General features: G+C 73.1%; 20 protein-coding genes and 1 pseudogene. 11 read left to right on the top strand and 10 right to left on the bottom strand.

Going from position 1 to position 24,006, the window contains the following annotated elements; genetic code table 11:
• The first annotated feature begins 23 nt into the window (after window positions 1–23).
• Entirely contained in the window at window positions 24–245 is a 222-nt protein-coding gene (locus OG956_RS24340) for a hypothetical protein (RefSeq protein ID WP_330340107.1), read from the top strand.
• A gap of 7 nt (window positions 246–252) precedes the next feature.
• On the opposite strand, the gene dnaG is transcribed toward OG956_RS24340, so the two are convergent.
• From dnaG to OG956_RS24320, 4 genes are all read right to left on the bottom strand, one after another.
• Window positions 253–2,160, bottom strand: coding sequence for a DNA primase (dnaG, locus tag OG956_RS24335; protein ID WP_330340106.1), 1,908 nt, complete (start codon window positions 2,158–2,160; stop codon window positions 253–255).
• A gap of 118 nt (window positions 2,161–2,278) precedes the next feature.
• On the bottom strand, window positions 2,279–3,544 hold the full coding sequence (locus OG956_RS24330) for an NAD(P)/FAD-dependent oxidoreductase (RefSeq protein ID WP_330340105.1): 1,266 nt from the start codon (window positions 3,542–3,544) through the stop codon (window positions 2,279–2,281).
• Window positions 3,545–3,647: 103 nt separating this feature from the next.
• Window positions 3,648–4,922: a deoxyguanosinetriphosphate triphosphohydrolase gene (locus OG956_RS24325; protein ID WP_330340104.1), complete on the bottom strand. Its 1,275-nt coding sequence runs from the start codon at window positions 4,920–4,922 to the stop codon at window positions 3,648–3,650.
• An 80-nt stretch (window positions 4,923–5,002) separates the two neighbouring features.
• On the bottom strand, window positions 5,003–5,860 hold the full coding sequence (locus tag OG956_RS24320) for a sirohydrochlorin chelatase (RefSeq protein ID WP_330340103.1): 858 nt from the start codon (window positions 5,858–5,860) through the stop codon (window positions 5,003–5,005).
• A 153-nt stretch (window positions 5,861–6,013) separates the two neighbouring features.
• Between OG956_RS24320 and OG956_RS24315 the strand changes: the two genes are divergently transcribed.
• From OG956_RS24315 to OG956_RS24305, 3 genes are all read left to right on the top strand, one after another.
• Window positions 6,014–6,694: a SanA/YdcF family protein gene (locus OG956_RS24315; RefSeq protein ID WP_330340102.1), complete on the top strand. Its 681-nt coding sequence runs from the start codon at window positions 6,014–6,016 to the stop codon at window positions 6,692–6,694.
• A 2-nt stretch (window positions 6,695–6,696) separates the two neighbouring features.
• On the top strand, window positions 6,697–8,166 hold the full coding sequence (locus OG956_RS24310; protein WP_330340101.1) for a membrane-associated oxidoreductase: 1,470 nt from the start codon (window positions 6,697–6,699) through the stop codon (window positions 8,164–8,166).
• Between the two features lie 98 nt (window positions 8,167–8,264).
• The gene (locus OG956_RS24305) at window positions 8,265–10,346 is read left to right on the top strand and encodes a molybdopterin oxidoreductase family protein (RefSeq protein WP_330340100.1); all 2,082 of its coding nucleotides are present in this window, start codon (window positions 8,265–8,267) and stop codon (window positions 10,344–10,346) included.
• A gap of 72 nt (window positions 10,347–10,418) precedes the next feature.
• Here OG956_RS24305 and OG956_RS24300 read toward each other — a convergent pair whose 3' ends face one another.
• A complete protein-coding gene (locus OG956_RS24300) occupies window positions 10,419–11,240 on the bottom strand; it encodes a MerR family transcriptional regulator (protein WP_330340099.1) in 822 nt (273 codons plus the stop codon).
• Window positions 11,241–11,343: 103 nt separating this feature from the next.
• Window positions 11,344–11,793 (bottom strand): gamma-glutamylcyclotransferase family protein, encoded by a 450-nt coding sequence (locus OG956_RS24295; protein WP_330340098.1) that lies wholly within the window; start codon window positions 11,791–11,793, stop codon window positions 11,344–11,346.
• A gap of 147 nt (window positions 11,794–11,940) precedes the next feature.
• Here OG956_RS24295 and OG956_RS24290 point away from each other — a divergent pair, with 147 nt between their 5' ends.
• From OG956_RS24290 to OG956_RS24280, 3 genes are all read left to right on the top strand, one after another.
• Window positions 11,941–13,593, top strand: coding sequence for a M4 family metallopeptidase (locus tag OG956_RS24290; RefSeq protein WP_330340097.1), 1,653 nt, complete (start codon window positions 11,941–11,943; stop codon window positions 13,591–13,593).
• A gap of 295 nt (window positions 13,594–13,888) precedes the next feature.
• Window positions 13,889–14,395 carry a hypothetical protein gene (locus OG956_RS24285; RefSeq protein WP_330340096.1) on the top strand — a complete coding sequence of 169 codons (507 nt, stop codon included), beginning with the start codon at window positions 13,889–13,891 and terminating at the stop codon, window positions 14,393–14,395.
• A 346-nt stretch (window positions 14,396–14,741) separates the two neighbouring features.
• Window positions 14,742–15,380 carry a class F sortase gene (locus OG956_RS24280; protein ID WP_330340095.1) on the top strand — a complete coding sequence of 213 codons (639 nt, stop codon included), beginning with the start codon at window positions 14,742–14,744 and terminating at the stop codon, window positions 15,378–15,380.
• Window positions 15,381–15,417: 37 nt separating this feature from the next.
• Here OG956_RS24280 and OG956_RS24275 read toward each other — a convergent pair whose 3' ends face one another.
• Window positions 15,418–16,200, bottom strand: coding sequence for a sulfite exporter TauE/SafE family protein (locus OG956_RS24275; RefSeq protein ID WP_330340094.1), 783 nt, complete (start codon window positions 16,198–16,200; stop codon window positions 15,418–15,420).
• 466 nt (window positions 16,201–16,666) lie between these two features.
• Here OG956_RS24275 and OG956_RS24270 point away from each other — a divergent pair, with 466 nt between their 5' ends.
• The 4 genes and pseudogenes from OG956_RS24270 to OG956_RS24255 form a co-directional block, all read left to right on the top strand.
• Window positions 16,667–17,884, top strand: coding sequence for an NAD(P)/FAD-dependent oxidoreductase (locus OG956_RS24270; protein ID WP_330340093.1), 1,218 nt, complete (start codon window positions 16,667–16,669; stop codon window positions 17,882–17,884).
• Complete coding sequence (gene nirB, locus OG956_RS24265) at window positions 17,884–20,484, top strand: nitrite reductase large subunit NirB (protein ID WP_330340092.1); 2,601 nt, start codon at window positions 17,884–17,886, stop codon at window positions 20,482–20,484. The genes OG956_RS24270 and nirB overlap by 1 nt, the downstream gene beginning before the upstream one ends.
• Window positions 20,481–20,831 carry a nitrite reductase small subunit NirD gene (nirD, locus tag OG956_RS24260; RefSeq protein ID WP_330340091.1) on the top strand — a complete coding sequence of 117 codons (351 nt, stop codon included), beginning with the start codon at window positions 20,481–20,483 and terminating at the stop codon, window positions 20,829–20,831. Before nirB ends, nirD begins: the two co-directional genes overlap by 4 nt.
• 48 nt (window positions 20,832–20,879) lie before the next feature.
• A pseudogene (locus tag OG956_RS24255) lies at window positions 20,880–20,972 on the top strand (short-chain dehydrogenase); the annotation flags it as partial.
• 17 nt (window positions 20,973–20,989) lie between these two features.
• Here OG956_RS24255 and OG956_RS24250 read toward each other — a convergent pair.
• Genes OG956_RS24250 through OG956_RS24240 form a run of 3 tightly spaced genes read right to left on the bottom strand, consistent with a single transcriptional unit; the run spans window position 20,990 to window position 23,977 of the window.
• The gene (locus tag OG956_RS24250; RefSeq protein ID WP_330340090.1) at window positions 20,990–21,823 is read right to left on the bottom strand and encodes a carbohydrate ABC transporter permease; all 834 of its coding nucleotides are present in this window, start codon (window positions 21,821–21,823) and stop codon (window positions 20,990–20,992) included.
• Window positions 21,816–22,718, bottom strand: coding sequence for a carbohydrate ABC transporter permease (locus OG956_RS24245; RefSeq protein ID WP_330340089.1), 903 nt, complete (start codon window positions 22,716–22,718; stop codon window positions 21,816–21,818). The genes OG956_RS24250 and OG956_RS24245 overlap by 8 nt, the downstream gene beginning before the upstream one ends.
• A complete protein-coding gene (locus OG956_RS24240) occupies window positions 22,715–23,977 on the bottom strand; it encodes an ABC transporter substrate-binding protein (RefSeq protein ID WP_330340088.1) in 1,263 nt (420 codons plus the stop codon). Before OG956_RS24240 ends, OG956_RS24245 begins: the two co-directional genes overlap by 4 nt.
• Window positions 23,978–24,006 lie beyond the last annotated feature (29 nt).

Genomic DNA, 24,006 nt, shown 5'->3' with positions numbered 1-24,006 from the left:
TCACCGGTCGGTTACTCGGTTCGTTGGACTATGCGATCGGCAACTGCGAGCACTGTGCCGCACCGACTTGGGGCAGGAAGGCGCTGAGGGAGCTGGGCACAACCGTCGGAGTCCTCCTCACCGGCCAGATCGAACGGGCGAGGGTGCAGGACGAGCACACCGAGAAGCTGGACCGTCTTGCGACATCGGTCGATGCGATCGTGCGCCGTCTGGGCATCACGGACTCGCAGTCCCGCGAAGGCTGAGGCCCCCCTACAGCGCCTGCGCGCCCCGCTCGCGCAGGGCCTGGTCGTACTGCTGGAGGACCCACAGCTCGTTCTGCACGGCGGCCAGCCGGGCGGGGTCGCCGCCGCCCGCGAGGCGGGTCATCTGGGACTGGATGTCGTGGATGCGGCGTTCCACGGCGCGGCGGCGGATCTGGACCAGGACCGTGCCGGCGTAGGCCTCGTCGACCGTGCGGCGCAGGATCGGCTCGACCGCCAGTTCGGTGACCATCGCGCGCACGGCGTCGTCAGGCGCGGCCTCGCGGACCCGGACCAGGTACTCCTGCGGATCGGGGACGCCGTACTCGGCGCCGCCCGCCTCGGCGATCGCCTGGCGCACGGCCGCGTACGGCGGTGCGGTGAACTCGTCCACGCCGTAGGCGTCGAAGGCCGGGGAGACCAGTTCGGGCCGCTGCAGGGCGAGTTTGAGCAGTTCGCGCTCGGCGGCGTGGACCGGGTTGCGCAGGGTGAGGGCCGGGCCGCTGTTGGCCGGGCGGGACGCGGGCGCCGCCCACTGCCGGCCGGCCGGGCGGGTCCGGTCCTGCTGCGGGGAGCCCTTGCCCTCCCTCGCCCAGCGGGCCAGCTGGGCCACGCGCCGGACCACGAACTGGGTGTCGAGGATGCCGAGCATGCCGGCGAGTTCGACGGCGACCTCGTGCTGGGCGCCGCTGTTCTTGATGCGGGCGACGACGGGCGCCGCCTCGTCCAGCGCGGCGGCCCGGCCGGCCGGGGTGTCCAGGTCGTAGCGGCTCACGATCTGGCGGAGCGCGAACTCGAAGAGCGGGGTGCGGGGTTCGACCAGGTCCACCACCGCCTCGTCGCCCTTCGCCAGCCGCAGCTCGCACGGGTCCATGCCGTCCGGCGCGATCGCGATGTACGTCTCGGCGGCGAACTTCTGGTCGTCCTCGAAGGCGCGCAGGGCCGCCTTCTGGCCGGCGGCGTCGCCGTCGAAGGTGAAGATGACGCGGGCGCTGCCGTTGTCCATCAGCAGCCGGCGCAGGATCTTGATGTGCTCGCCGCCGAAGGCCGTACCGCAGGTGGCGATGGCCGTCGTCACTCCGGCGAGGTGGCAGGCCATGACGTCGGTGTAGCCCTCGACGACGACGGCTCGGCTGGTCTTGGCGATCTCCTTCTTCGCGAGGTCGATGCCGTACAGCACCTGGCTCTTGCGGTAGATCGCCGTGTCGGGCGTGTTCAGGTACTTCGGGCCGTTGTCCGCCTCGTACAGCTTGCGGGCGCCGAAGCCGACGACCTCGCCGCCGATGTCCCGGATCGGCCACATGAGCCGGCCCCGGAAGCGGTCGATGGGGCCGCGCCGGCCCTCCTGGGCGAGGCCGGACAGGAGCAGCTCCTTGTCGGTGAAGCCCTTGCCGCGCAGATAGCGGGTGAGGTGGTCCCAGCCCTGGGGGCTGTAGCCGACGCCGAAGTGCACGGCGGCGGCCTGGTCGAAGCCGCGCTCGGCGAGGAAGATCCGGCCGGTCTCGGCCTCGGGGCTGGTGGCGAGCTGCTCGGCGTACCACTGCGCGGCGATCTTGTGGGCCTCGACCAGGCGGATGCGCTCGCCGCGCTGGTGGGCCGGGTTGTACCCGCCCTCCTCGTAGCGCAGCGTGATGCCGGCCTGGGCGGCCAGCCGCTCCACCGCCTCCGAGAAGGAGAGGTGGTCCACCTTCATCACGAAGGTGATGGTGTCGCCGCCCTCCTGGCAGCCGAAGCAGTGGAAGAGTCCCTTGCTCGGGCTGACCTGGAAGGACGGCGACTTCTCGTCATGGAACGGGCACAGGCCCTTGAGGTTGCCGCCGCCCGCGTTGCGCAGCTGGAGGTACTCGGAGACCACGGCGTCGATCGGGACCGCGTCCCGTACCGCCTTCACGTCCTCGTCGTTGATCCGTCCTGCCACGCGTGAATTCTACGGGGCACCACCGACACTCCTGGGGCGCGTGAGCCGACCCCCGGCGGGGGTCCGGGGGTCGTCCCCCCGGGAATCGCGGCCGGGGACGGACTGACCTGCCCGGTGCTCAGGAGACGAGGCTGTCCAGAGGTACGTGCGGGTCGGCCAGGGCGTCCAGGTCCACCGGCGCCGCGGACCGGATCAGTTTCTGGATGGGCTCTGTGACGTCCCACACGTTCACGTTCATCCCGGCCAGGACGCGGCCCTCCTTCACCCAGAAGGCGATGAACTCCCGTTTCCCGGCGTCGCCCCGGATCACCACCTGGTCGTACGACCCGACGGGCGCCCAGCCGCTGTACTCCATGCCGAGGTCGTACTGGTCGGTGAAGAAGTAGGGCACCCGGTCGTACGTCACCTCCTGGCCGAGCATGGAGCGGGCGGCGGCCGGTCCGCCGTTCAGGGCGTTGGCCCAGTGCTCGACCCGGACCCGGGTGCCGGACCGGGCGAGCGGGGAGTTGGCCGCGTCGCCGGCCGCGTAGACGTCCGGGTCGGACGTGCGCAGCCGCTCGTCGACGACGATGCCGCCGCCGTGCGCCCGGTCGGCGATCTGAAGGCCCGCCGCCTCCGCGAGGCCGACGCGGGGGGCCGCGCCGATCGCGGCGAGGACGCCGTGTGCCGGGTGCTCCTCGCCGTCGTCGGTGCGCACGGCGAGGACCATGCCGTCCTGTCCGACGATCTCGGTGAGCCGGCGCCCGAAGTGGAAGCGGACGCCGTGCTCGCGGTGCAGCTCGGCGAAGACCTCGCCCAGCTCGGGGCCGAGCGCGCCGTGCAGCGGGGTCGGCGCCGGCTCGATCACGGTGACCTCGGCGCCGTACTCGCGGGCCGCCGCCGCGACCTCCAGGCCGATCCAGCCGGCGCCCGCGATCACGAGGTGCCCGTTGTCCCGGCCGAGCGAGCCGAGCACGCCCCTCAGCCGCTCGGCGTGCGCGAGCCGGCGCAGATGGTGCACGCCGGCCAGGTCGGTGCCGGGGATGTCCAGGCGGCGCGGCTCGGCGCCGGTGACCAGCAGCAGTTTGTCGTAGCGGACGAGGGTGCCGTCGTCGCCGAAGCGGACCGTCTTGGCACTGCGGTCGATGCGGTCGACGAACTGGCCGAGGTGCAGCTCGATGTCGTTGCGCGCGTACCAGGCCGGCTCGTGCACGAAGACGCTGTCGCGCTCCGCCTTGCCGAGCAGATAGCCCTTGGACAGCGGCGGCCGCTCGTAGGGGTGGTCGCGCTCGTCACTGATCAGTATCACCCGGCCGGTGAAGCCCTCCGCCCGGAGCGTCTCGGCCGCCTTCGCGCCGGCGAGCCCGCCCCCGACGATGACGAATGTCTGATCCGCGTCGACCACTTGTTGCCTCCTCGTAAGGGTGCCGCCACATGCGAGCGTCCCGCACCGTGCGTGCTGCGGGAAGAGGGAGTGACCCGATCAGGCCACGGACGACATGTTCCTTTCACATATGCCCGGTCAGTCTCGCGTGCAGCGAGCGTGCGGAGGCGTCCGTGAGGGAGGCGATCTGGTCGACGATCACCCGCTTGCGCGCGTGGTCGTCGTCTGCCCCGTCGAACAGTGCCCGAAACTGCGGGTCGAGGCCGTCCGGCGCGCGGGCGGTGAGCGCCTCCGCCAGCTCCGCCACGACGACCCGCTGATCGGCGCGCAGCCGCTCCTGCTCGGCGCGCTGCATCACATACCGGTCGGCGACCGCCTTGAGCACCGCGCACTCCATGCGCGTCTCGCGGGGTACGACCAGTTCGGCGCCGTAGCGGGTGAGCCGGCCGGAGCCGTACGCGGCGCGGGTGGCGCCCTCGGCGGCCAGGCAGAACCGGCCGATGAGCTGGCTGGTGGCGTCCTTCAGGCGGGCCTGGGCGACCGCCGTGCCGTCGTAGCCGTGCGGCCACCACTCCTCGTCCTGGAGCCGGTCCAGGGCGGCGGCCAGCTCGGCCGGGTCGGTGTCCGCCGGGACGTACCGCGCGACGGCCACCTCGAACACCGCCTGCCGCTCCGGCTCGGCGTGCAGGCAGTTCGGGTCGATGTGGCCGGCGTGCAGCCCGTCCTCCACGTCGTGCACCGAGTACGCCACGTCGTCGGACCAGTCCATGACCTGGGCCTCGAAGCAGGTGCGGGTGCCGGGGGCGTACGCGCGGACCCAGTCGAACACCGGGCGGTCGTCCTCGTAGACGCCGAACTTCCGCGACGCCGGGTCGGTGGGGTGGGCGCCGCGCGGCCAGGGGTACTTGGTGGCGGCGTCGAGGGCGGCCCGGGTGAGGTTGAGACCGACGGACCGTTTCTCGGTGAACCGCTTCGGTTCGATGCGGGTCAGGATCCGCAGCGACTGGGCGTTGCCCTCGAAGCCGCCGCAGTCGTCCGCGAAGGCGTTCAGCGCCTGTTCGCCGTTGTGGCCGAACGGCGGGTGGCCGAGGTCGTGGGCGAGACAGGCGGCCTCCACCAGGTCGGGGTCACAGCCGAGGGCCGCGCCCAGCTCGCGGCCGACCTGGGCGCATTCGAGCGAGTGGGTGAGGCGGGTGCGGGGGCTTGCGTCCCACACCTGGCTGCGGGCTTCCGGGGTGACGACCTGGGTCTTGCCGGCGAGGCGCCGCAGGGCGGCCGAGTGGAGGATGCGGGCGCGGTCGCGCTGGAAGGCCGTACGGCCGGGGCGTTTGTCGGGCTCGGGGGCCCAGCGTTCGACTGACGCCGGGTCGTAGCCGGTGAGGGGTGCGGTGCCTTCCATTGTTCGACATTAAGCGCCGGCAGTGGCAAAAGCCGGGTGCCGGGTGCCTGCTCGTCTGCCGGGTCGTGCTGTTCGGCGGGTCAGGCCGACGCGAGTTCCGCCTGCGTCGTCGCGCGTGCCTCGTCGTACCGGTGCAGGACCAGACGCGCCATCGCCGGGTGCGCCCCCAGCGGGGCCGAGGCCGTCCACGGCGCCGCGTCCGCCGCTTGCGTCGCGAAGCGGCCCGGTGCCGTGAAGTACGACGCCACCGCCACCCGGTGCCGGCCGCGGGCCGCCAGGGCCCGCACGGCCGTGGGGACGGTCGGGGTCGCCGCCGAGGCGTAGGCCGGGACGACCGGCACGCCCAGGCGGTCGGCGAGGAGGCGGGCGGTGCGGCGGGTGTCGGTGGCCGAGTCGGGGTCGCGGGAGCCCGCCGCCGCCAGGACGACCGCGCTGGCGCGCCGGGTCGCGGCGTCCATGGCCGCCGGCCAGCCCGCTTCCACCAGGCGGTCGTACAGGGCCTCGGCCAGCAGCGGGTGGGGGCCGAGCGGGGCGGCCCGGCGGGTGCGGGCCGGGGCGGCGGCGGCCAGCTCGGGGATGTCCCGCTTGACGTGGTAACCGCGGGACAGCAGCAGCGGGACGAGGACGGCGGAGGCGTCGCCGAGGGCGGCGAGGGTGTCCGGGAGCAGGGGCTCGTTCAGCTCGATGTGGCCCAGGTGGACGGGGACGGCGGGGCGCAGCTCGCGCACCCGCTCCGCCAGGGCCTGCACGGTCTCGAGCGCGCGGGGGTCACGGCTGCCGTGGGCGACCAGGACCAGGGCCGGCGCCGGGCCGCGCCGGCCGAGCGGGGACAGCAGGCGGAGCCGGCCGGTGACCTGGCTGCTGATGCTGTCCATGAGGTGCGCCGTGCTGTCGAGGTGGGCGCGGGGCTCGGAGCGGGGAGGATGCGACGCCGTCATGCCAGGATCCTGACGGCGTGAGGTTGCGGGGCCGTTGCCGGGCGGTGACGGGCGTTTTCCGCTGCTTCACGTCGTACGGACGCGCGCTGTGAGGCGAACCGGACCGGGGCGGACGGCGTCCTCCATGGTCGACAGCAGATCGTGGGGGGTCGGATGAGGATCCGTCGACCGCGGCTGCCGCGCACCCGCACGGGGCAGCGGCGGCTGGTGCAGGCCGTGATGGCCGGGTGTGTGCTGGCGCTGCTGCCGGCGACCTGGCTGTTCGTGTCCACGGAAGGCCGGTTGCGCACGGCGGCGGACGTCCCGCGGGCGCCCGTGGCGGTGGTGTTCGGCGCGGGGCTGTGGCACGGGGAGCCGTCGCCGTACCTGGCGCACCGGCTGGACGCGGCGGCGCGGCTGTACCGGCAGGGGCGGGTGAAGGTCCTGCTGGTCACCGGGGACAACAGCCGCAAGGACTACGACGAGCCGGACGCCATGCGCGCCTACCTCACGAAGCACGGGGTGCCCGGTGACCGGATCGTCCGCGACTACGCCGGGTTCGACACCTGGGACTCCTGTGTGCGGGCCAGAAAGATCTTCGGGGTGGACCGGGCCGTGCTGGTCAGCCAGGGTTTCCACATCCGGCGCGCGGTGGCGCTGTGCGAGGCGGCGGGGGTCGACTCGTACGGGCTCGGGGTCGCTGCCAAGCATGACGTGACCTGGTACTACGGCGGGACACGGGAGGTGTTCGCGGCGGGCAAGGCGCTGCTGGACGCGGTGTTCCACCCGGATCCGACGTTCCTCGGGCCGCGGGAGAACGGGGTCGCCAGGGCGCTCGCGGGGGCGCGGGACTGAGCATGGAGATCACGGACCTGACGCCCGCCGAGCGCCGTGTGTGGGAGGCCTTCCCCCTCGGCGAGGGGGTCGACTTCCGGGAGAGCGAGGACGAGGATCCCGCGGACGGCGCCGCGTGGGGGCCCGGGCGCACGCTGCGGGCTCAGGTGCTGCGGGAACTGCTGCTGGGCGGGCCGGTGCGGGAGGGCCGCGTCGCCGGGCTGAAGGTGACGGGCGCGCGGATCACCGGGCGGCTGGACCTGAAGTACGGCGCCGTCGGCCATCCGGTGCGGTTGCGCCGGTGCCACTTCGAGCAGGTGCCCGATCTGTACGGGGCGCGGGTGGTCGCCCTGGTCCTGAGCGACTCGGTGCTGCCGGGGCTGACCGCGGGGAATCTGCGGGCCGAAGGGGTCGTACGGATCACGTGCTGCCGGATCACCGGGCCGGTACGGCTGCAGGGGGCGAAGCTGGCCGGGGCGCTGTTCGCGAACGGCGCGCACCTCGGCACGCCCGGCGAGGTGCCCGAGGAGGCCGTGCTCCAGCTCGGCCACGCCGAGGTGGGCACGGACGTGTGGGCGCCGGGGCTGGTCGCGCACGGGAAGGTGCATCTGAACGGTGCGGTCGTCCGCAACCAGGTGAACCTCAACGACGCGGAGCTGAACGCCCCCGGACACACCGTGCTGCACGCGGAGGTCCTGACGGTCGGCACCGACCTGCACGCCATGCGGCTGCGCGCCCGGGGCCGGCTCAACCTGAGCGGCGCCCGGATACCCCGCCAGCTCAACCTGGCGCACGCCCGGCTGTCCAACCCGGGCGGCCAGGCCCTGCGCGCCAGCAGCAGCGCCATCGGCGAGCTGTGGCTGCGGGAGGCCGCGCCGGTCGAGGGGGACGTCAACATGCGCCGGGCCCAGCTCGACCTTCTGCACGTGCCGCCCGAGGTGTGGCCCGGGCAGGTGCAGCTCGACGGGCTCGGCTACCGCATGCTGACGCCGCACCTGCCCGCCGAGCGGCGTCTTCCGCTGCTGGAACGCGACCGGGACGGCTACTTTCCGCACCCCTACGAGCAGCTTGCCACGGCGTACCGCACGGTCGGCGACGACGCGGCGGCGCGCACCGTGCAGCTGGCCAAGCTGCGCCGGCACCGCCGCACCCTGCCGCCGTACGCCCGGCTGTGGGGCCTGCTGCAGGACGCTGCCGTCGGCTACGGCTACCGTCCGATGCGGGCGGCGCTCTGGCTGCTGCTCCTGCTGTGCACCGGCACGCTCGTCTTCGCCCTGCACCGTCCGCCCGCGCTGAAGCCGTCGGAGGCGCCCGGGTTCAACCCGCTCTTCTACACCCTCGACCTGCTGCTGCCGATCATCGACTTCGGCCAGGAGGGGGCGTACGCGCCGCGGGGCTGGTACCAGTGGCTGTCGTATCTGCTGATCGTCACCGGCTGGGTGCTGGCCACGACGATCGCGGCGGGCGTCAGCCGCTCCCTGAGCCGCCAGTAGGGACCTCACGGCGCCGCAGGCCGGGCGGGGAGGCCGCCGTGCCGGGCGTGTAACCGGAGGCGGCCGGGGCCGTAACACGTGCGACGCACGCTGGCGGCATGGAGACCATCGCCGCGACGCCGACCCACTGCCCGTACTGCGCCCTGCAGTGCGGGATGAACGTCACGCCCCTTCCGCAGGGGGGCGCCGAGGTGTCGGAGCGGGCGGACTTCCCGGTGAACCGGGGCGCGCTGTGCGGCAAGGGCCGTACGGCGGCCCAGGTGCTGTCCCCCGCGGTACGGCTGACCTCGCCGCTGGTGCGCTCCGGCGGCCGGCTGGTCGAGGCGGGCTGGGCGGAGGCGCTGGACCGGATCGCCGAGCGGCTCGGGGGAATACGCGAGGAGTACGGCGCGGACGCGCTGGGCGTGTTCGGCGGGGGCGGGCTGACGAACGAGAAGGCGTACGCGCTCGGCAAGTTCGCGCGGGTGGTGCTGGGCACCTCGCAGATCGACTACAACGGCCGGTTCTGCATGTCGTCGGCCGCGGCGGCCGGCACGAAGGCGTTCGGTCTCGACCGGGGGCTGCCGTTCCCGCTGGAGGACATCCCGAAGACGGGCTGCGTGATCCTCGTCGGGTCGAATCTCGCCGAGACCATGCCGCCGGCCCTCCGCTTCTTCACCGAACTGCGGGAGAACGGCGGCACGTTGATCGTCGTCGACCCCCGCCGCACCAGGACGGCCGAGCAGGCGGACCTGCACCTGGCCCCCCGCCCCGGCACCGATCTCGCCCTGGCGCTGGGCCTGTTGCACCTGGTGGTGGCCGAGGGGCGGACGGACGAGGCGTACATCCGGGAGCGGACCGTCGGCTGGGAGCAGGCGCGGGCGGCGGCGATGGCGCACTGGCCGGAGCACGTGGAGCGGATCACGGGGGTGTCCGTTCCCCACCTGCGCGAGGCGGTACGGCTGTTCTGCGAGCCGGAGAGCGCGATGGTGCTGACCGCGCGCGGGCCGGAGCAGCAGTCCAAGGGCACGGACACGGTGGGCGCGTGGATCAACCTGTGCCTGGCGACGGGCCGGGCGGGCCGCCCGCTGTCCGGGTACGGCTGCCTGACCGGGCAGGGCAACGGGCAGGGCGGCCGCGAACACGGCCAGAAGGCCGACCAGTTGCCCGGCTACCGCAAGCTGGACGACCCCGAGGCGCGGGCGCACGTGGCCGGCGTGTGGGGCGTCGCCCCGGAGACCCTGCCCGGTCCGGGACGCAGCGCCTACGAACTCCTCGACGCCCTCGGCACCGACATCCGGGCGCTGCTGCTGATGGGCTCCAACCCGGTGGTGTCGGCGCCGCGCGCCGCGCACATCGAGGAGCGCATCAGGTCGCTGGACTTCCTCGCCGTCTGTGACGTGGTGCTGTCGGAGACGGCCGAGCTGGCGGACGTGGTGCTGCCGGTCACCCAGTGGGCGGAGGAGACGGGCACGACGACCAGCCTGGAGGGCAGGGTCCTGCTGCGGCGCCGTGCGGTCACCGCGCCGTCCGGTGTCCGCAGCGACCTGTACGTGCTGCAGGAGCTGGCGGCCCGGCTGGGGGTGGAGAAGGGCTTCCCGGCCGACCCGGAGGAGGTCTTCGAGGAGCTGCGCCGGGCGAGCGCGGGCGGCCCGGCGGACTACTCGGGGATGACCTACCGGCGGCTGGCGGAGGAGAACGGGGTGTTCTGGCCGTGCCCGTCCGACGACGAGGCGGCCCACCCGGGCACCCCGCGCCTGTTCCTGGACCGGTTCGCCACGCCCGACGGCCGGGCCCGGTTCGTGCCGGTGACGCACCGCCCGACGGCGGAGGAACCGGACGCCGAGTACCCGCTGCTGCTGACCACCGGCCGGGTGGTGGCGCAGTACCAGTCGGGCGCCCAGACCCGGCGCGTACCGGACCTGAACGCCGCCGCACCGGGCCCCTTCGTGGAGCTGCACCCGCGCCTGGCGGCCCGGATCGGGGCGGCGGAGGGCGACCCGGTGGCGGTGGTCTCCCGGCGGGGACGGGCCGTGGCACCGGCGAGGATCACGACCGCGATCCGCCCGGACACCGTCTTCATGCCCTTCCACTGGCCGGGCGAGGGCCGCGCCAACACCCTCACCAACCCCGCTCTCGACCCCACGTCCCGCATGCCGGAGTTCAAGTCGTGCGCGGTGCGGGTGGAGGCCGCGCGATGAGGCCGGGCGGCGGGACACCGCCTGCGGTCTCCCGCCGCCCGTACGTGATCACCGGCCGGGCCCGGGGGTTGATCAGGCCGGGGTGATCGGCGCCTGCAGTTCCGTCACCCAGTCGTCCCGGTTCTCGGGGCACTCCAGGTTGATCTCGCGGGGGTACTTGGCCGACCGGTAGCCGCCTGCGTCGATCCAGCGGGCCAGGGCCTGGGCGGTGGGCAGGACGGCGTCCACCGAGCCGCGGTGCACGATGGTCGCCGCCTGGCCGGGGGAGGGCAGGTCGAGGATCCGGAAGGCGCCGTCCTGGAGCGGGGCGGAGACCTGGACGGCGGCGTGGACGGTGATCCTTCCGCCGCCTTCCGGCGCGTCCTCGTAGGAGGCGATGCCGGGGCCCGTGGGGGTGATGCCCGCCTCCTCCAGGCGCCGGAACAGCTCGTCGTAGAGCGGGCCGATGACCGGGCCGATGTGCTCGGGCGCGAAACTCGCGGCGGTCGCGGTCAGCTCCGCGACCCGGACGGCAGGGACGTTCTTGACGACGACGTCGTTCGTGGGCATGCGCCCCTCGCTCCCGATCGCTCGGAGCCTCGCCTCGACCTGGACCAGCCGTGCCGCCGCGGCAGCCACGGCAGTCTCCAGTCCGGCCCGCCGAAGCCGCAGCATGCCGCGCAGCTCCTCCGCGCCGGCCTTCTCGTCCACGATGTCCCGGACCTGGCGCAGGGTGAAGCCGAGATCCTTCAGCGCGATGATCCGGTTGAGGCGGGCGAGCTGGGCGGCGGTGTAGTAGCGGTAGCCGCTCACGGGATCGACGTGGGCCGGGTGCAGCAGTCCGGTCGCGTCGTAGTGACGCAGCATCCGGATCGAGACGCGGCCGTGCCGGGCGAAGTCTCCGATGGTGAACATGATGTCTCCGAGCTGACCGCCTGACACGGTGTGAGGGTCAAGAAGCCGCGCGGCGGCCGGGGAACGGCGGGGCCCCGTCTCCTGTGTGGCGGGGAAGCCGTGGTCAGCGGCGGGCCAGCCAGTCGCCGCTCTCGATGGGGGTGCCGGTGGTGCGCAGGCGGGCGGCGACGGGCGGGGCGGCGAGGTAGACCCAGGCGAGGGTGGTGGTGCCGTCGGCGCGGGTGACCGGTCTGGCGGCGCGTTCGTAGAGGTTGCGGGGGTCGCCGGGGGTGTACTCCTCCAGGCGGTCCAGGGCGGCGAGCAGGCCGGGGTACGACTCGGGGCGGGCGGTGACCAGTTCGCCGTGGATCTCGGCGCCGGGGTGTTCCACGGCGTAGGGGTAGCCCGGTCCGTCGTACAGCGCGGCGCCCCGCAGGCGGGCCGGTTCCTCCGACGCCGTGCGGTCCCGCAGGAACAGGTCGTGGTTCGGTTCGCCGGGGCGGAGCGTGCCGTAGACGAAGAAGGGCAGCGGGGTTCCGGGCTCCTCGGGTTCCTCGGGTTTCTCAGTGATCACGGAAACGATTCTGTACCCCCTTCGGCTCCACACACATCTCCATGACGGGGCTATGGACATGACATGTCATGGCTCCTTAAATCTCTGGGAACAGCGCCGCCGCCCCCCACGCCCTGCCAGGCGCTTCCCCCCTCCCCGAGGAGACCGATGAGCCGGATACGCCAGCACGTCCGAGGGTCCCGTCGCCGCGCCACCACCGCCGGCGTCGCCGTCACCACCGCGACCCTGCTGTCCGTGGCCCTCTCCCCCACCGCCCACGCCGACGCCAGACCGACCCGGGCCACCGCGATCCAGCACGCGGCGTCCGCGCTCCTCGCCCACGCCACCAGCCTGGGCCTGACCTCCGCCGAGCAGACCAGCGTCCGCGACGTGATCGTGGACCGCAACGGCACCCAGCACGTCCGTTACGACCGCACCTACCGCGGACTGCCCGTCCTGGGCGGCGACTTCGTGGTCCACCTCGCTCCCGACGGCGCCTACCGCAGCGCCGACCGGGCCACCCGCGGGACCATATCGCTGGACTCGATCCTCCCGGCGGTTTCCGCCACCAAGGCCGCCGACCTCGCCGTGAACGCGCTGCGCGCCCTCCATCTCGGCGACACGCTCAGGCAGGTCAAGGCCAGGCCCCGGCTGATCGTCGACGCCCTGCACGGCAGCCCCAGGCTCGCCTGGCGCACCGACGCCGCCGGCCTGGACTCGCTCGGCAACCCGGTCGCCCGCACCGTGCTGACCGACGCGCGCACCGGGCGCCAGATCGACGCCTGGGACAGCATCGAGACCGCCGCCGGCGACGGCAAGTCCCTCTACAGCGGGACGGTGCCGCTGGAGACCACGCAGTCGGGGTCGTCGTACCAGCTCAAGGATCCGACGCGCGGCAACACCTACACCGGGGACGCCGGGGGCAAGACGGACCTGTGCGTCCTCGGCGTCTGCTTCAGCCGGGCGCCCGCGAACCTGTTCACCGACGCCGACAACCACTGGGGCAGCGGCACCACCGCCGACCGCGCCTCGGCCGCCGTCGACGCCCAGTACGGCACGGACATGACGTGGGACTACTACAAGAACGTCCACGGGCGCAGCGGCATCGGCGGCGACGGCAAGGGGTCGTACAACCGCGTCCACTACGGCAGCAACTACAACAACGCCTTCTGGGACGACAGTTGCTTCTGCATGACGTACGGCGACGGGGACGGGACCACCTTCGGGCCGCTGGTCGCCCTCGACGTCGCCGGGCACGAGATGACGCACGGCGTCACCTCCAAGACGGCCGCGCTGACCTACTCGGGCGAGTCCGGCGGGCTCAACGAGGCCACCTCGGACATCCTCGGCACGATGGTGGAGTGGTACGCGAACAACCCCTCCGACCCCGGTGACTACCTCATCGGCGAGAAGATCGTGAAGCCCGGCTTCGGCCAGACCGCCCTGCGCTACATGGACAAGCCGTCCAGGGACGGCAACTCGGCCGACTACTGGAGCAGTTCGGTCGGCAACCTCGACGTCCACTACTCCTCCGGCGTCGCCAACCACTTCGCCTATCTGCTGGCCGAGGGCAGCGGCCCGAAGACCATCAACGGCGTCGGCTACGACTCCCCCACCTACAACGGCTCCACGGTCACCGGCATCGGCCGCGACAAGGTCGGCAGGATCTGGTACCGGGCGCTGACGGTCTACATGACCTCCTCGACGAACTACGCGGGGGCGCGCACGGCCACCCTCAACGCCGCCAAGGACCTGTACGGCGCGGGCAGCACCGAGTACAACGCCGTGGCCTCGGCCTGGAGCGCCGTCAACGTGAACTGAGCCACCGGGGGAACCCGGACGCGTGCGGAACGCGGCAGGCCGGCGCCGGGACGGGGCGCCGGCCTGCCGCGTTCCGGCGCACTCCATTCGTGTTCTCTTCGCACAGCCCTCTCATCGCGCCCTTCGCGCCGCCTGTGACCTGCGGGAACGCTCCGGCGGCTGGTCCGTGTGGGGGCGGGGCGCGACACCCGTTCACCGCATTCCTGACGCGGCGTCAGCGAGCGGCCGTGGGCCGGAGCCAGTTACCTCGGAAGGGCAGGGCACACACCAGTCGGACAAGCTCCGGGGAGCACCCATGCTACGCACCGCCCGTCTGCTGACCGGTACCGCGCTCGTCGTGGCGGCCGCGGCGCCCGCCTGGGCCGGTACCGGCAGCCTGGACGTGTACCCCGCCACCGTGACGCCCGGCGGCCAGGTCACGGTGAACACCGCGGCGTGCGGCGAGAAGGGCTCGGCGGTCGGGGACGCGGGCGCGGTCGGCGCCGGCACCTTCACGCTGGCGCCCAGCTCGCACCAGGGCGAGGCGATCGGCCAGTTCCAGGTGCCGCCGGGGGCGCAGCCAGGGACGTACGAGATCGTCGCCAAGTGCGCGGAGGGCGGACGGCAGGTCACGGGCGACCTGGTGGTCTCGGTGAGCGCGGCGCACGAACAGGCGCAGCCGCGGGGAAGCATGAAGACGGGGGTCGGCGGCGCACTCGGCACCGACCCCGTGCAGACCACGGCGGGTGTGGCGGCACTGGCCGTCGCCGCCGCGGGCGGTACCTGGCTCCTGCATCGCCGGGCGAGAGGCGACGGGATCTGACGGACACCCTCCGCTGTCCGTCCACCGGTACCGCAACGTCCCACCCCCTCCGGGTCCGATGCCCCTCGCGGCCCGGAGGGGGAGGGCCCCTCCAGAGGGCTCCGCATCGCGGACGTCCCCTCCGGGAGCCCTCGGAGGACCGCTGCCAGAGGTCTTCCAGGTGCAAAAGGGAGGTTCCGGCAGCGCCGGGCAGGGCCGCCACCGAGGTCCCGGGGTTCCCCCAGGAGGTCCAGGCGGGTCCCTCCGGGAGGTCCCGGCAGCCCCCGGAGGTCGTCCGGGATCGCCTCCGCACCACCCGGAGGCCCGCCGCCACGAGTTCTCGGGGTCTGCCTTCGGAGAGGTTGGTATGCGCAGGAGAAGCAGGCACGACAGGCTCGGCGACACCGCGATAGCCGCGGTCACCGTCGTGGCGCTCGGCTCCGGGGTGTGGCTGCTGGGCGGCGCCAGCGGCACGCACGCGCCGCCCCAGCCGGCCGCCGCCGAGGGCCGCCCGGAACCGGGAGGCGCGCGGTCCGCCGCCCCCGCCCTCGCCCCGTCGGTGCCCACCCGCATACGGATCCCCTCCATACGCGTGAACGCCCCGCTGATGGGCCTGTCCCTCACCCGCTCCGGCAGCCTGGACGTGCCGCCCGCCCGGTACAAGAACCTGGCCGGCTGGTACGAGGCCGGCACCATGCCCGGCGAGACCGGCACCGCGATCGTCGCCGGCCATGTCGACAACGCCGAGGGCCCCGCCGTCTTCTACGACCTCGGCGCGCTGAAACGGGGCGCCCGTATCGACGTGGACCGCCGGGACGGCTCCGTGGCCGTGTTCACGGTGGACGCGGTGGAGGTGTACGCGGCGAACAACTTCCCCGACGACAAGGTGTACGGCGCCGCACCCCGCCCCGAGCTCCGCGTCATCACCTGCGGCGGCGGCTATTCGAAGAGCACCGGCTACCTGGGCAACGTCGTGGTGTTCGCGCACCTCACCGGAAGCCGCTGACCCACCGGACGCGGGCCGCCCGCCGGCCCGCCGCCCGTTACGCCGCCCACTGCTCGTACGCCAGGTTCGCCACCAGCGCGAAGACGACCGTCAGCAGCACCACCCGGACGAAGCCGCTGCCCTGTTCGAGCGCGGTGCGGGCGCCGAGGGTGCCGCCCGCGAGGTTGAAGACGGCCAGCAGGGCCGCAGGCTTCCACAGCACCGTTCCCTGGTACGCGAACATGGCGAGGGCACCCGCGTTGGTGCAGCAGTTGACGATCTTCGCGGTGGCGGAGGCGGTCACCAGGTCGAGCCTCAGGAGCGCGGTCAGGGCCAGCACCAGGAAGGTCCCGGTGCCGGGGCCGATCAGGCCGTCGTAGAAGCCGATGCCCAGGCCGGCCAGGCCGATCGCGGCGAGCTTCTGCCGCCGGGTGGCCGGCCCGGGCGCCGGAGCGGTGCCGAAGGCCGGGCGCAGGATCACGAACGCGGCGACCCCGAGCAGCACCGCCATGATCACCGGTTTGAGGACCGCCGTGCTCATCCCGGCCGCGAGGAAGGCGCCCGCCGAGGAACCGGCGAGGGCGGCGAGCCCGATGCGTACGGCCGTGCCGACGTCCACCGGCGCCCTGCGGGCGTACGTCACCGCCGCCCCGGTGGTGCCGACGATCGCGACGGCCTTGTTGGTGCCGAGCGCCCACGCGGCCGGGGTCGCCGGCGGCAGCCCGAGCAGCAGGGCCGGCAGAAGCAGCAGGCCGCCTCCGCCCACCACGGCGTCGATCCACCCGGCCGCCAGCGAGGCGGCGCACAGCAGGGCCACGGTCGTCATGGGTATGTCGGACATGATCGCGACCCTAACCTCGGCGCCCGAAGGGCGCGGAGCCGTATCGCCCTGCGGCCGACCCCGCCGGGAGCCCCCGCCCGGACGGCCCGTATCGCCATGCGGTGCGCTGCGACGGGTCCCCGCCCGGCCGAGCCGTACCGGCCCGGGACCCGCCCCGCCGGGAATCCCCGTCCGGCCGAGCCGTCCCGGTCCGCGACCCGCCCCACCAGCAGCCTCCGCCCGCACAAGCCGCACCGGCCCGCGACCCGCCCCACCAGCAGCCCCCGCCCACACACGCCGTACCGACCCGCGGCCCGCCGCGACGGCAGTCCCCCGGCCGTGGCCGGCCCCGGCGGCGGCTCGGCCGGAGGACGACCGATCGCTCCCCGGACCTCACAGGCCCGGGCGCCGCAGGCTGAGGGCAGCGTTCCTCACGGGAAACAGGCGTGATGCGGCCGGGTAACGTCGGGACCGCACGCTCAGGGACATGACCTCGAATACGCGTGTGGTGGTGATCGGCGCCGGCCTCGCGGGCGTACGGCTCGCCCGGCGGCTCGGCGAGCTGGGCACGCCCGCGCTGCTCGTCGGCGAGGAGGAGCACCCGCCGTACAACCGGGTGCTGCTCGCCGAGGTGCTGGCCGGCCGGTACGCCCCCGAGGTGATCGGCCTGCCCGCGCCGGACGGGCTGCTGCGCGCCCGGGTCACCGGCATCGACCGGGGCGCCCGGACCGTCGAGTGCGCCGACGGCTCCTCGATCGCATACGACACGCTGGTTCTCGCCACCGGGTCCAACCCCGTGCTGCCGCCGCTGCGCGGTCTGTTCACCCCCGATCGCCAACTTCCCGAGGGCGTCCACGCGTTCCGCACGATGGACGACTGCCTGGGGCTGGCCAAGGCGGTCCGGCCGGGGGTGCGCGCGGTCGTCATCGGCGGCGGACTGCTCGGCGTCTCCGCGGCCCGCGCGCTCGCCGTGCGCGGCGCGCAGGTGGTCCTCGCCCAGCAGGCCGAGCGGCTCATGGAACGCCAGCTCGACCCGGACGCCTCCCGGCTGGTGCTGCGGCACCTCACCGGCCTGGGCGTCGAGGTGCACACCGAGTGCCGGGTGCGGGACGTGCGCTGCGTCGCGGGAGCCGTCCGGTCGGTGGAACTGGCCGACGGGTACGCGCTCGACGCCGACCTGGTCGTCCTCGCCTGCGGGGTGCGCCCGCGCACCGGGCTCGCCGAGCAGGCCGGCCTCGCCGTCCACAAGGGCATCCTCGTCGACGACGAGCTGCGCACCTCCGACCCGCACATCCGTGCCGTCGGCGACTGCGTGCAGCACGACGGCACGGTCTACGGCCTGGCCTCGCCGGCGCTCGAACAGGCCGACGCGCTCGCCGAGCTGCTCGCGGGCGACTCCCGCGCCCGGTATTCCGGCACGCGTTCCCTGACCCGGCTGACCCTCACCGGCCCGGGCTCCCCCTTCGACCTCGCCGCGTTCGGCGAGACCGAGGCCCGCCCCGGCGACGACGTCGTGCGGCTCGCCGACGCCACCCGCGGCACCTACCGCAAGGTCGTCGTCCGCGACGACCGCCTGGTCGGCGGGGTCCTCGTCGGCGAACTCGGCACCGTCGGCGCGCTCGCCCGCGCCTGGGAGGGAGCAGAGCCGCTCCCGACGGACGGCGGCCCCCTGCTCCACCTGCTCACCAACGACGGAGGCTCCTGATGTCCACGGACACCACCCCCACGATCGTGCTCGTCGGCCACGGCATGGTCGGCCAGCGCTTCCTCGAAGCGCTCGCCGAGCGCGGCCTGACCGCCACGCACCGCGTGGTCGTGCTGTGCGAGGAGCCGCGCCCCGCCTACGACCGCGTCGCCCTCACCTCGTACTTCTCGGGCAAGAGCCCCGAGGAACTGTCGCTGACCGACCAGGAGTTCATCGACGCGCACGGCATCGAACTGTACGTCGGCGATCCCGCCGAGACCGTCGACCGCGCGGGCAGGAAGGTGACCGCCAGGTCCGGCCGGGTCTTCGCGTACGACACCCTGGTGCTGGCCACCGGCTCCTACCCGTTCGTGCCGCCGGTGCCGAACAAGGACGCCGAGGGCTGTTTCGTCTACCGGACCATCGAGGACCTGCTCGCCATCGAGGAGTACGCGAAGACGCGGGCGAGGACCGGCGCGGTGGTCGGCGGCGGCCTGCTCGGCCTGGAGGCGGCCGGCGCACTCAACGGGCTCGGACTGGCCACGCACATCGTGGAGTTCGCGCCGCGCCTGATGCCGGTACAGGTCGACGAGGGCGGTGGCGCGGCGCTGCTGCGGACCATCGAGGGCATGGGTCTGACCGTGCACACGGGCGTGGGCACGCAGGAGATCGTCACGGACGCCTCCGGCGCCGTCACCGGCATGAAGCTGTCCGACGGCTCCGAACTGGCCACCGACATGGTGGTGTTCAGCGCCGGAGTGCGCCCGCGCGACCAGCTGGCCCGGGACTGCGGCCTCGCGGTCGGCGAGCGCGGCGGCATCACGGTCGACGAGCAGTGCCGTACCGTCGGCGACCCGCACGTGTTCGCGATCGGCGAGTGCGCGCTGGCGGCGGACGGCCGGGTGTACGGCCTGGTGGCGCCCGGCTACGAGCAGGCGGAGACCGCCGCGGCCGCCATCGCCGGGGACGAGGCGTCCTTCACCGGCGCCGACCTGTCCACCAAGCTGAAGCTGCTCGGCGTGGACGTGGCGTCCTTCGGCGACGCGCACGGCACCGCCGAGGACTGCCTGGACGTCGTCTACTCCGACTCCCGAGCGGGCCTGTACAAGAAGCTGGTCATCGGCCCGGACGGCACGCTGCTCGGCGGCATCCTGGTCGGCGACGCCGAGGCGTACGGCACCCTGCGCGCGCTGACCGGTTCGGTGCCCCCCGTCTCCCCCGAGTCGCTCGTCCTGCCCGCCGGAGCCGGCTCGGGGGCTCAGCTCGGCCCGTCCGCCCTGCCGGACGAGGCGATCATCTGCTCCTGCCACAACGTCAGCAAGGGCACCATCCGGGGCGCGGTGACGGAGCACCGGTGCACCACCGTGCCGGAGGTGAAGAAGTGCACCAAGGCCGGCACCGGCTGCGGCTCCTGCGTGAAGGTGCTCGGCCAGCTCGTCAACGCCGAGCTGGAGGCTTCCGGCGTCGAGGTCGACAAGGGCCTGTGCGGCTGCTTCGCCCAGACCCGCGAGGAGCTGTACGAGATCGTCCTCGCCCTGCGCATCACGTCGTACCAGGAGCTGCTGGACCGGTACGGCCGTGAGGGCGCCCGGGGCGGCGACGGCTGCGAGGTCTGCAAGCCGGCGGTCGGCTCGATCATCGCCTCGCTCGCCCCGGCGATCGGCGCGAGCGGCTATGTCCTGGACGGCGAGCAGGCGGCCCTGCAGGACACCAACGACCACTTCCTGGCCAACCTGCAGAAGAACGGCTCGTACTCGGTGGTGCCGCGCATCCCCGGCGGTGAGATCGCGCCCGAGAAGCTCATCGTGATCGGCGAGATCGCCCGCGACTTCGGCCTCTACACGAAGATCACCGGCGGCCAGCGGATCGACATGTTCGGCGCCCGGGTCGAGCAACTGCCGCTCATCTGGGCCCGGCTGGTGGACGCCGGCTTCGAGTCCGGCCACGCGTACGGCAAGGCGCTGCGGACCGTGAAGTCCTGCGTGGGCTCCACCTGGTGCCGGTACGGGGTGCAGGACTCGGTGAAGATGGCGATCGACCTGGAGCTGCGCTACCGGGGCCTGCGGTCGCCGCACAAGCTGAAGTCGGCGGTCTCCGGCTGCCAGCGCGAGTGCGCCGAGGCCCGGTCGAAGGACTTCGGGGTGATCGCCACCGCGGGCGGCTGGAACCTGTACGTCGGCGGCAACGGCGGCGCCACCCCGCGCCACGCCGACCTGCTGGCCCAGGACCTGTCCGACGCCGAACTGGTCCGTCTGATCGACCGGTTCCTGATGTTCTACATCCGCACCGCCGACCGCCTGGAGCGCACCTCGACCTGGCTGGAGCGCATCCCCGGCGGCCTCGACCATGTGCGGGACGTGGTGGTGCACGACTCGCTCGGCATCTGCGACGAGCTGGAGGCGCTGATGCGGGCGCACATCACCCACTACCGCGACGAGTGGGCGGAGACCATCAACGACCCCGAGAAGCTCGCCCGGTTCGTGTCCTTCGTGAACGCCCCGGACACCCCGGACCCGGTCGTCGCCTTCGTCCCCGAGCGCGACCAGATCAAGCCCGACCTGCCGCTGCTGAACATCGGCATGCGGCCCGCCGACGACGTCCTGGAAGGAAGCGCCCGATGACCCTGGCTGTCGAGACCACCGATCTGAAGGTCCAGCTCCGCGTGGCGGAGGGCTGGTTCACCGCCTGCGACCTGAGCGTGCTGACGCCGGGCCGCGGGGTGGCCGCCCTGCTGCCGGACGGCCGCCAGGTGGCCCTCTTCCGGGACCGCGCCGACCGCCTGTACGCCGTCGACAACCGCGATCCCTTCACCGGCGCCGCCGTCCTCTCCCGCGGCCTGACCGGCACCCACGCCGGCCGCCCGTTCGTGGCCTCCCCGCTGCTGAAGCAGCGCTTCGACCTGGTCAGCGGCCAGTGCCTGGACGACGCGGAGGTCCGGGTGGCGGCGTACGAGGTACGCGCGGCCTGAAGGTGCTTGACGTGAAGTTGCTTGACTGATCGTTCCAGAAAAGCCGGGGAGGTCGCCGCCGCCGTCCTCTGCCTCGCCTCGGACGACGCCGCGCCGGTCGTCGGCGCCGACCTGGTCGTGGACAGCGGCGCCACGCTGTAGCCGGGGCACGCCGGGGATCAGTCGATCCCCGACCGCTCCACCCCGGCCACGATCCACCGCTGGAAGCACAGGAACACCACCAGCAGCGGCAGGATCGACACGACGGCCGCGACGAACAGCTCGTGCAGCCTGATCACCTGCGACGTCGTGAACGACGACAACGCCACCTGCACCGTCCAGGCGCTCTGGTCCTGCCCGATGACCAGGGGCCACAGGAAGGAGTTCCACGCCCCGAGGAACACGATGGTGCCGACGGCGGCGAACACCGGCCGCGCGTTCGGCACGACCACCAGCCAGTACGTGCGCCAGTACCCGAGCCCGTCGACCTGCGCCGCGTCCTCCAGCTCCCGCGGGAAACCCAGGAAGTACTGGCGGAAGACGAAACAGGCGAACGCGGAGAACAGCGTCGGCACGATCAGCCCGCGCAGGGTGGAGATCCAGCCCAGCGTCGACACCAGCACGAAGCTCGGTACGAAGGTGACGGCGGCCGGGACCAGCAGGGTGCCCAGGATGCCGTAGAAGACCTTGTTCGCGTGCCGGTACGGGATGCGGGCGAGGCCGTAGCCGGCGAGCGAGGCCAGGAGCAGGGTGCCCAGCGTGGTCGCGACCGCGATCAGCGCGGAGTTGAGCAGGGAACGGGCGAACGGGACGGACGGATCGTCGAACAGCTCCCGGACGTTGCCCCACCTCACCTCGCGCGGAAAGAAGGTCCATCCGGGGGAGGTGATGTCCTGCTCGCTGGACAGCCCGTTGCGGACCAGCAGATAGAAGGGGATGAGGAAGAGCAGGGCGAGCGCGATCAGCAGCACCAGTCTGAGCGCCCGCCCGGCCCGGACCAGGGCGTCATCCATCGGTGTCCGTCCTTCCCAGCCGCAGCCACCGCGCCTGCCCCACCGTGACGACCGCGATGATCAGCGCGAGGATCACCGCGCCCGCGCTGCCCAGACCGAGGTTCTGCCCCTGGCCGAGCGCGGTGTAGTAGAGGTAGACCAGCGGCGGCCGGGCGTACGGCGGGTAACCCCGGGCGTCGGACAGCAGGTTGTAGAACTCGTCGAAGGCCTGGAAGGCGTTGACGACGAGCAGCAGCAGCACCGCGACCGAGGTGGCCCGCAGCTGGGGCAGGGTGATGTGCCGCAGCACCGTCCAGCCGGGCCGGGCGCCGTCCACGGCGGCCGCCTCGTACAGCACCGGATCGATCCGCTGCAGCCCCGCGAGGAAGAGGATCATGTAGAAACCGGCCTGCAGCCACAGCCGTACGGTCACGATGACCAGCCAGTACCACGGCGGGTCGGTGGTGGACAGCCAGGCCACGGGATCCGCGCCGAACCACCCGAGGACGGTGTTGGCGAGCCCGAACCGCACCCCGTTGAACAGGGACATCTTCCAGACCAGCGCGGCGACGACGTAACTGCACGCGGCGGGAAGGAAGAAGACCGACCGGAAGAACGCGCGGGCGCGCTCGAGCCGGTTGACCATCAGGGCGAGGGAGAGCGAGAAGACGTAGGTGACCGGCACGATGAAGGCCGTGAAGACGAGGAACGTCTTCAGGCTGTCGACGAACGCGTCGTCCCGCAGCATCGCCGTGTAGTTGTCCAGCCCGACGAAGTGCGTGGGCGTGACCGTGTTGTGGGCGTCGAAGAAGCTGAGGCCCACGCTCCACAGCAGCGGAACGTAGGTGAACAGCGCGAGCCCGAGCACGAAGGGCCCCACGAACGCCCAGAACCACAGGGTCCTGCGCCGCCTCACGAGTTCTTCTTCGCCTTCTTCACGCGGTCGAGTTCGGCGCTCACCTTCCGCACGACGGCCCGCAGTTCGCTCTCCGGACTCGCCCCGCTCCTGATGATCCGGCTGAGCGCGTCCTGGTAGGCGGTCTGGGCGGCCGGCGTCCACAGCAGGGGCTGGGCGTAGCCGTGGTCGGTGGTGAAGCGCACGGCGTCGGCGGCGGCGCCGGAGCGCAGCTTGGCGGCCTTCCTCGCCAGCGAGATCCGGGCCGGGATGTGAAAGCCGTACGACAGCGCGAAGTCCTCCTGGAAGTCGGTGCGTTCGACCCACAGCCAGCGCACGAACTCCTTGGCGGCCGCCTTGTGCCGGCTGCGCGCGCTGACGGCGGAGCCGTACGCCCCCACGGGCACGGACGGCCGGCCCGCGCCGCCGTCCTTCGGGAACGGCAGCACGCCGAAGTCGTCCCCCAGCTCCTTCTGCACCTGCGGCAGCGCCCACAGCCCGGACCACTGCATCGCGGTCAGCCCCTGGACGAACGCGGACGGGTCGGACCAGTCGGCGGGCGCGCCGAGGAGGAGGGACTTGTCGGCGTACAGCCGGTGCAGCTTGCCGAGGGTGCGGGCGGCGGCGGGGTCGTCGAACCCGACCTTGCCGTCCTCGGTGACGAGCCGCAGCCCCGCGGCGTACAGCGGCGTGCCGCCGAGCACGCCCGCTCCGCCGTCGTTGCCGAGGAACAGTCCCTTGACCTTGCCGGTGGTGAGCGCCCGGGCGGCGTCCACGAGTGCGTCGAGCGTGGCGGGCGGCTCGACCCCGGCGTCCTTCAGCAGGCTCTTGCGGTAGTAGAGCATCTGCATGTCGATGACCTGCGGTATGCCCCAGACCCGGCCGTCGTACGTCTTCGGCGTGAGCACGGCCGGATTGAAGTCGTCCCTGACCCCTTCGATCAGATCGGTGAGGTCGACGACCTGCCCGCCCTGGATCTGGTCCAGCGTCGGTCCGTTGACCTCGAAGACGTCCGGGCCGGAGCCGGTGAGCAGGGCGGCGGCGGTCTGCTGGTCGTAGTTCCCCGGCCGCCACTGCACGGTCACGTGCGCCTTCTTGTAGGCGGCGGCGTACCGCTTCACGGCCTGCTCGGTGCCGGTCTCGCCGTACTGGTGGTACCACTGCGACAGCCCGGTCCCCGACGCCCCGCCGCCGCGCCCGGTGTCGGACCCGCAGGCGGCGAGCAGCCCGGCCCCCGCCGCGGCCCCCGCGGCCAGCACTCCCCTACGGCTCATCGTCATCGTCCGTGCCCCCAGCCCTCGGTCGCCTC

It is taken from the genome of Streptomyces sp. NBC_00557 (genome assembly GCF_036345995.1).
GTDB lineage: Bacteria > Actinomycetota > Actinomycetes > Streptomycetales > Streptomycetaceae > Streptomyces.
The sequence above is the reverse complement of the archived record's forward strand: the minus strand, read 5'-3'. Positions and strand labels throughout refer to the sequence as shown.

Coding starts and splice junctions, on each gene's coding strand:
- OG956_RS24325 (WP_330340104.1), bottom strand. CDS start 4,922: ATGGAAGGCACCGCACCCCTCACCGGCTACGACCCGGCGTCAGTCGAA.
- OG956_RS24320 (WP_330340103.1), bottom strand. CDS start 5,860: ATGACGGCGTCGCATCCTCCCCGCTCCGAGCCCCGCGCCCACCTCGAC.
- OG956_RS24315 (WP_330340102.1), top strand. CDS start 6,014: ATGAGGATCCGTCGACCGCGGCTGCCGCGCACCCGCACGGGGCAGCGG.
- OG956_RS24310 (WP_330340101.1), top strand. CDS start 6,697: ATGGAGATCACGGACCTGACGCCCGCCGAGCGCCGTGTGTGGGAGGCC.
- OG956_RS24305 (WP_330340100.1), top strand. CDS start 8,265: ATGGAGACCATCGCCGCGACGCCGACCCACTGCCCGTACTGCGCCCTG.
- OG956_RS24300 (WP_330340099.1), bottom strand. CDS start 11,240: ATGTTCACCATCGGAGACTTCGCCCGGCACGGCCGCGTCTCGATCCGG.
- OG956_RS24290 (WP_330340097.1), top strand. CDS start 11,941: ATGAGCCGGATACGCCAGCACGTCCGAGGGTCCCGTCGCCGCGCCACC.
- OG956_RS24285 (WP_330340096.1), top strand. CDS start 13,889: ATGCTACGCACCGCCCGTCTGCTGACCGGTACCGCGCTCGTCGTGGCG.
- OG956_RS24280 (WP_330340095.1), top strand. CDS start 14,742: ATGCGCAGGAGAAGCAGGCACGACAGGCTCGGCGACACCGCGATAGCC.
- OG956_RS24275 (WP_330340094.1), bottom strand. CDS start 16,200: ATGTCCGACATACCCATGACGACCGTGGCCCTGCTGTGCGCCGCCTCG.
- OG956_RS24270 (WP_330340093.1), top strand. CDS start 16,667: ATGACCTCGAATACGCGTGTGGTGGTGATCGGCGCCGGCCTCGCGGGC.
- nirB (WP_330340092.1), top strand. CDS start 17,884: ATGTCCACGGACACCACCCCCACGATCGTGCTCGTCGGCCACGGCATG.
- nirD (WP_330340091.1), top strand. CDS start 20,481: ATGACCCTGGCTGTCGAGACCACCGATCTGAAGGTCCAGCTCCGCGTG.
- OG956_RS24250 (WP_330340090.1), bottom strand. CDS start 21,823: ATGGATGACGCCCTGGTCCGGGCCGGGCGGGCGCTCAGACTGGTGCTG.
- OG956_RS24240 (WP_330340088.1), bottom strand. CDS start 23,977: ATGACGATGAGCCGTAGGGGAGTGCTGGCCGCGGGGGCCGCGGCGGGG.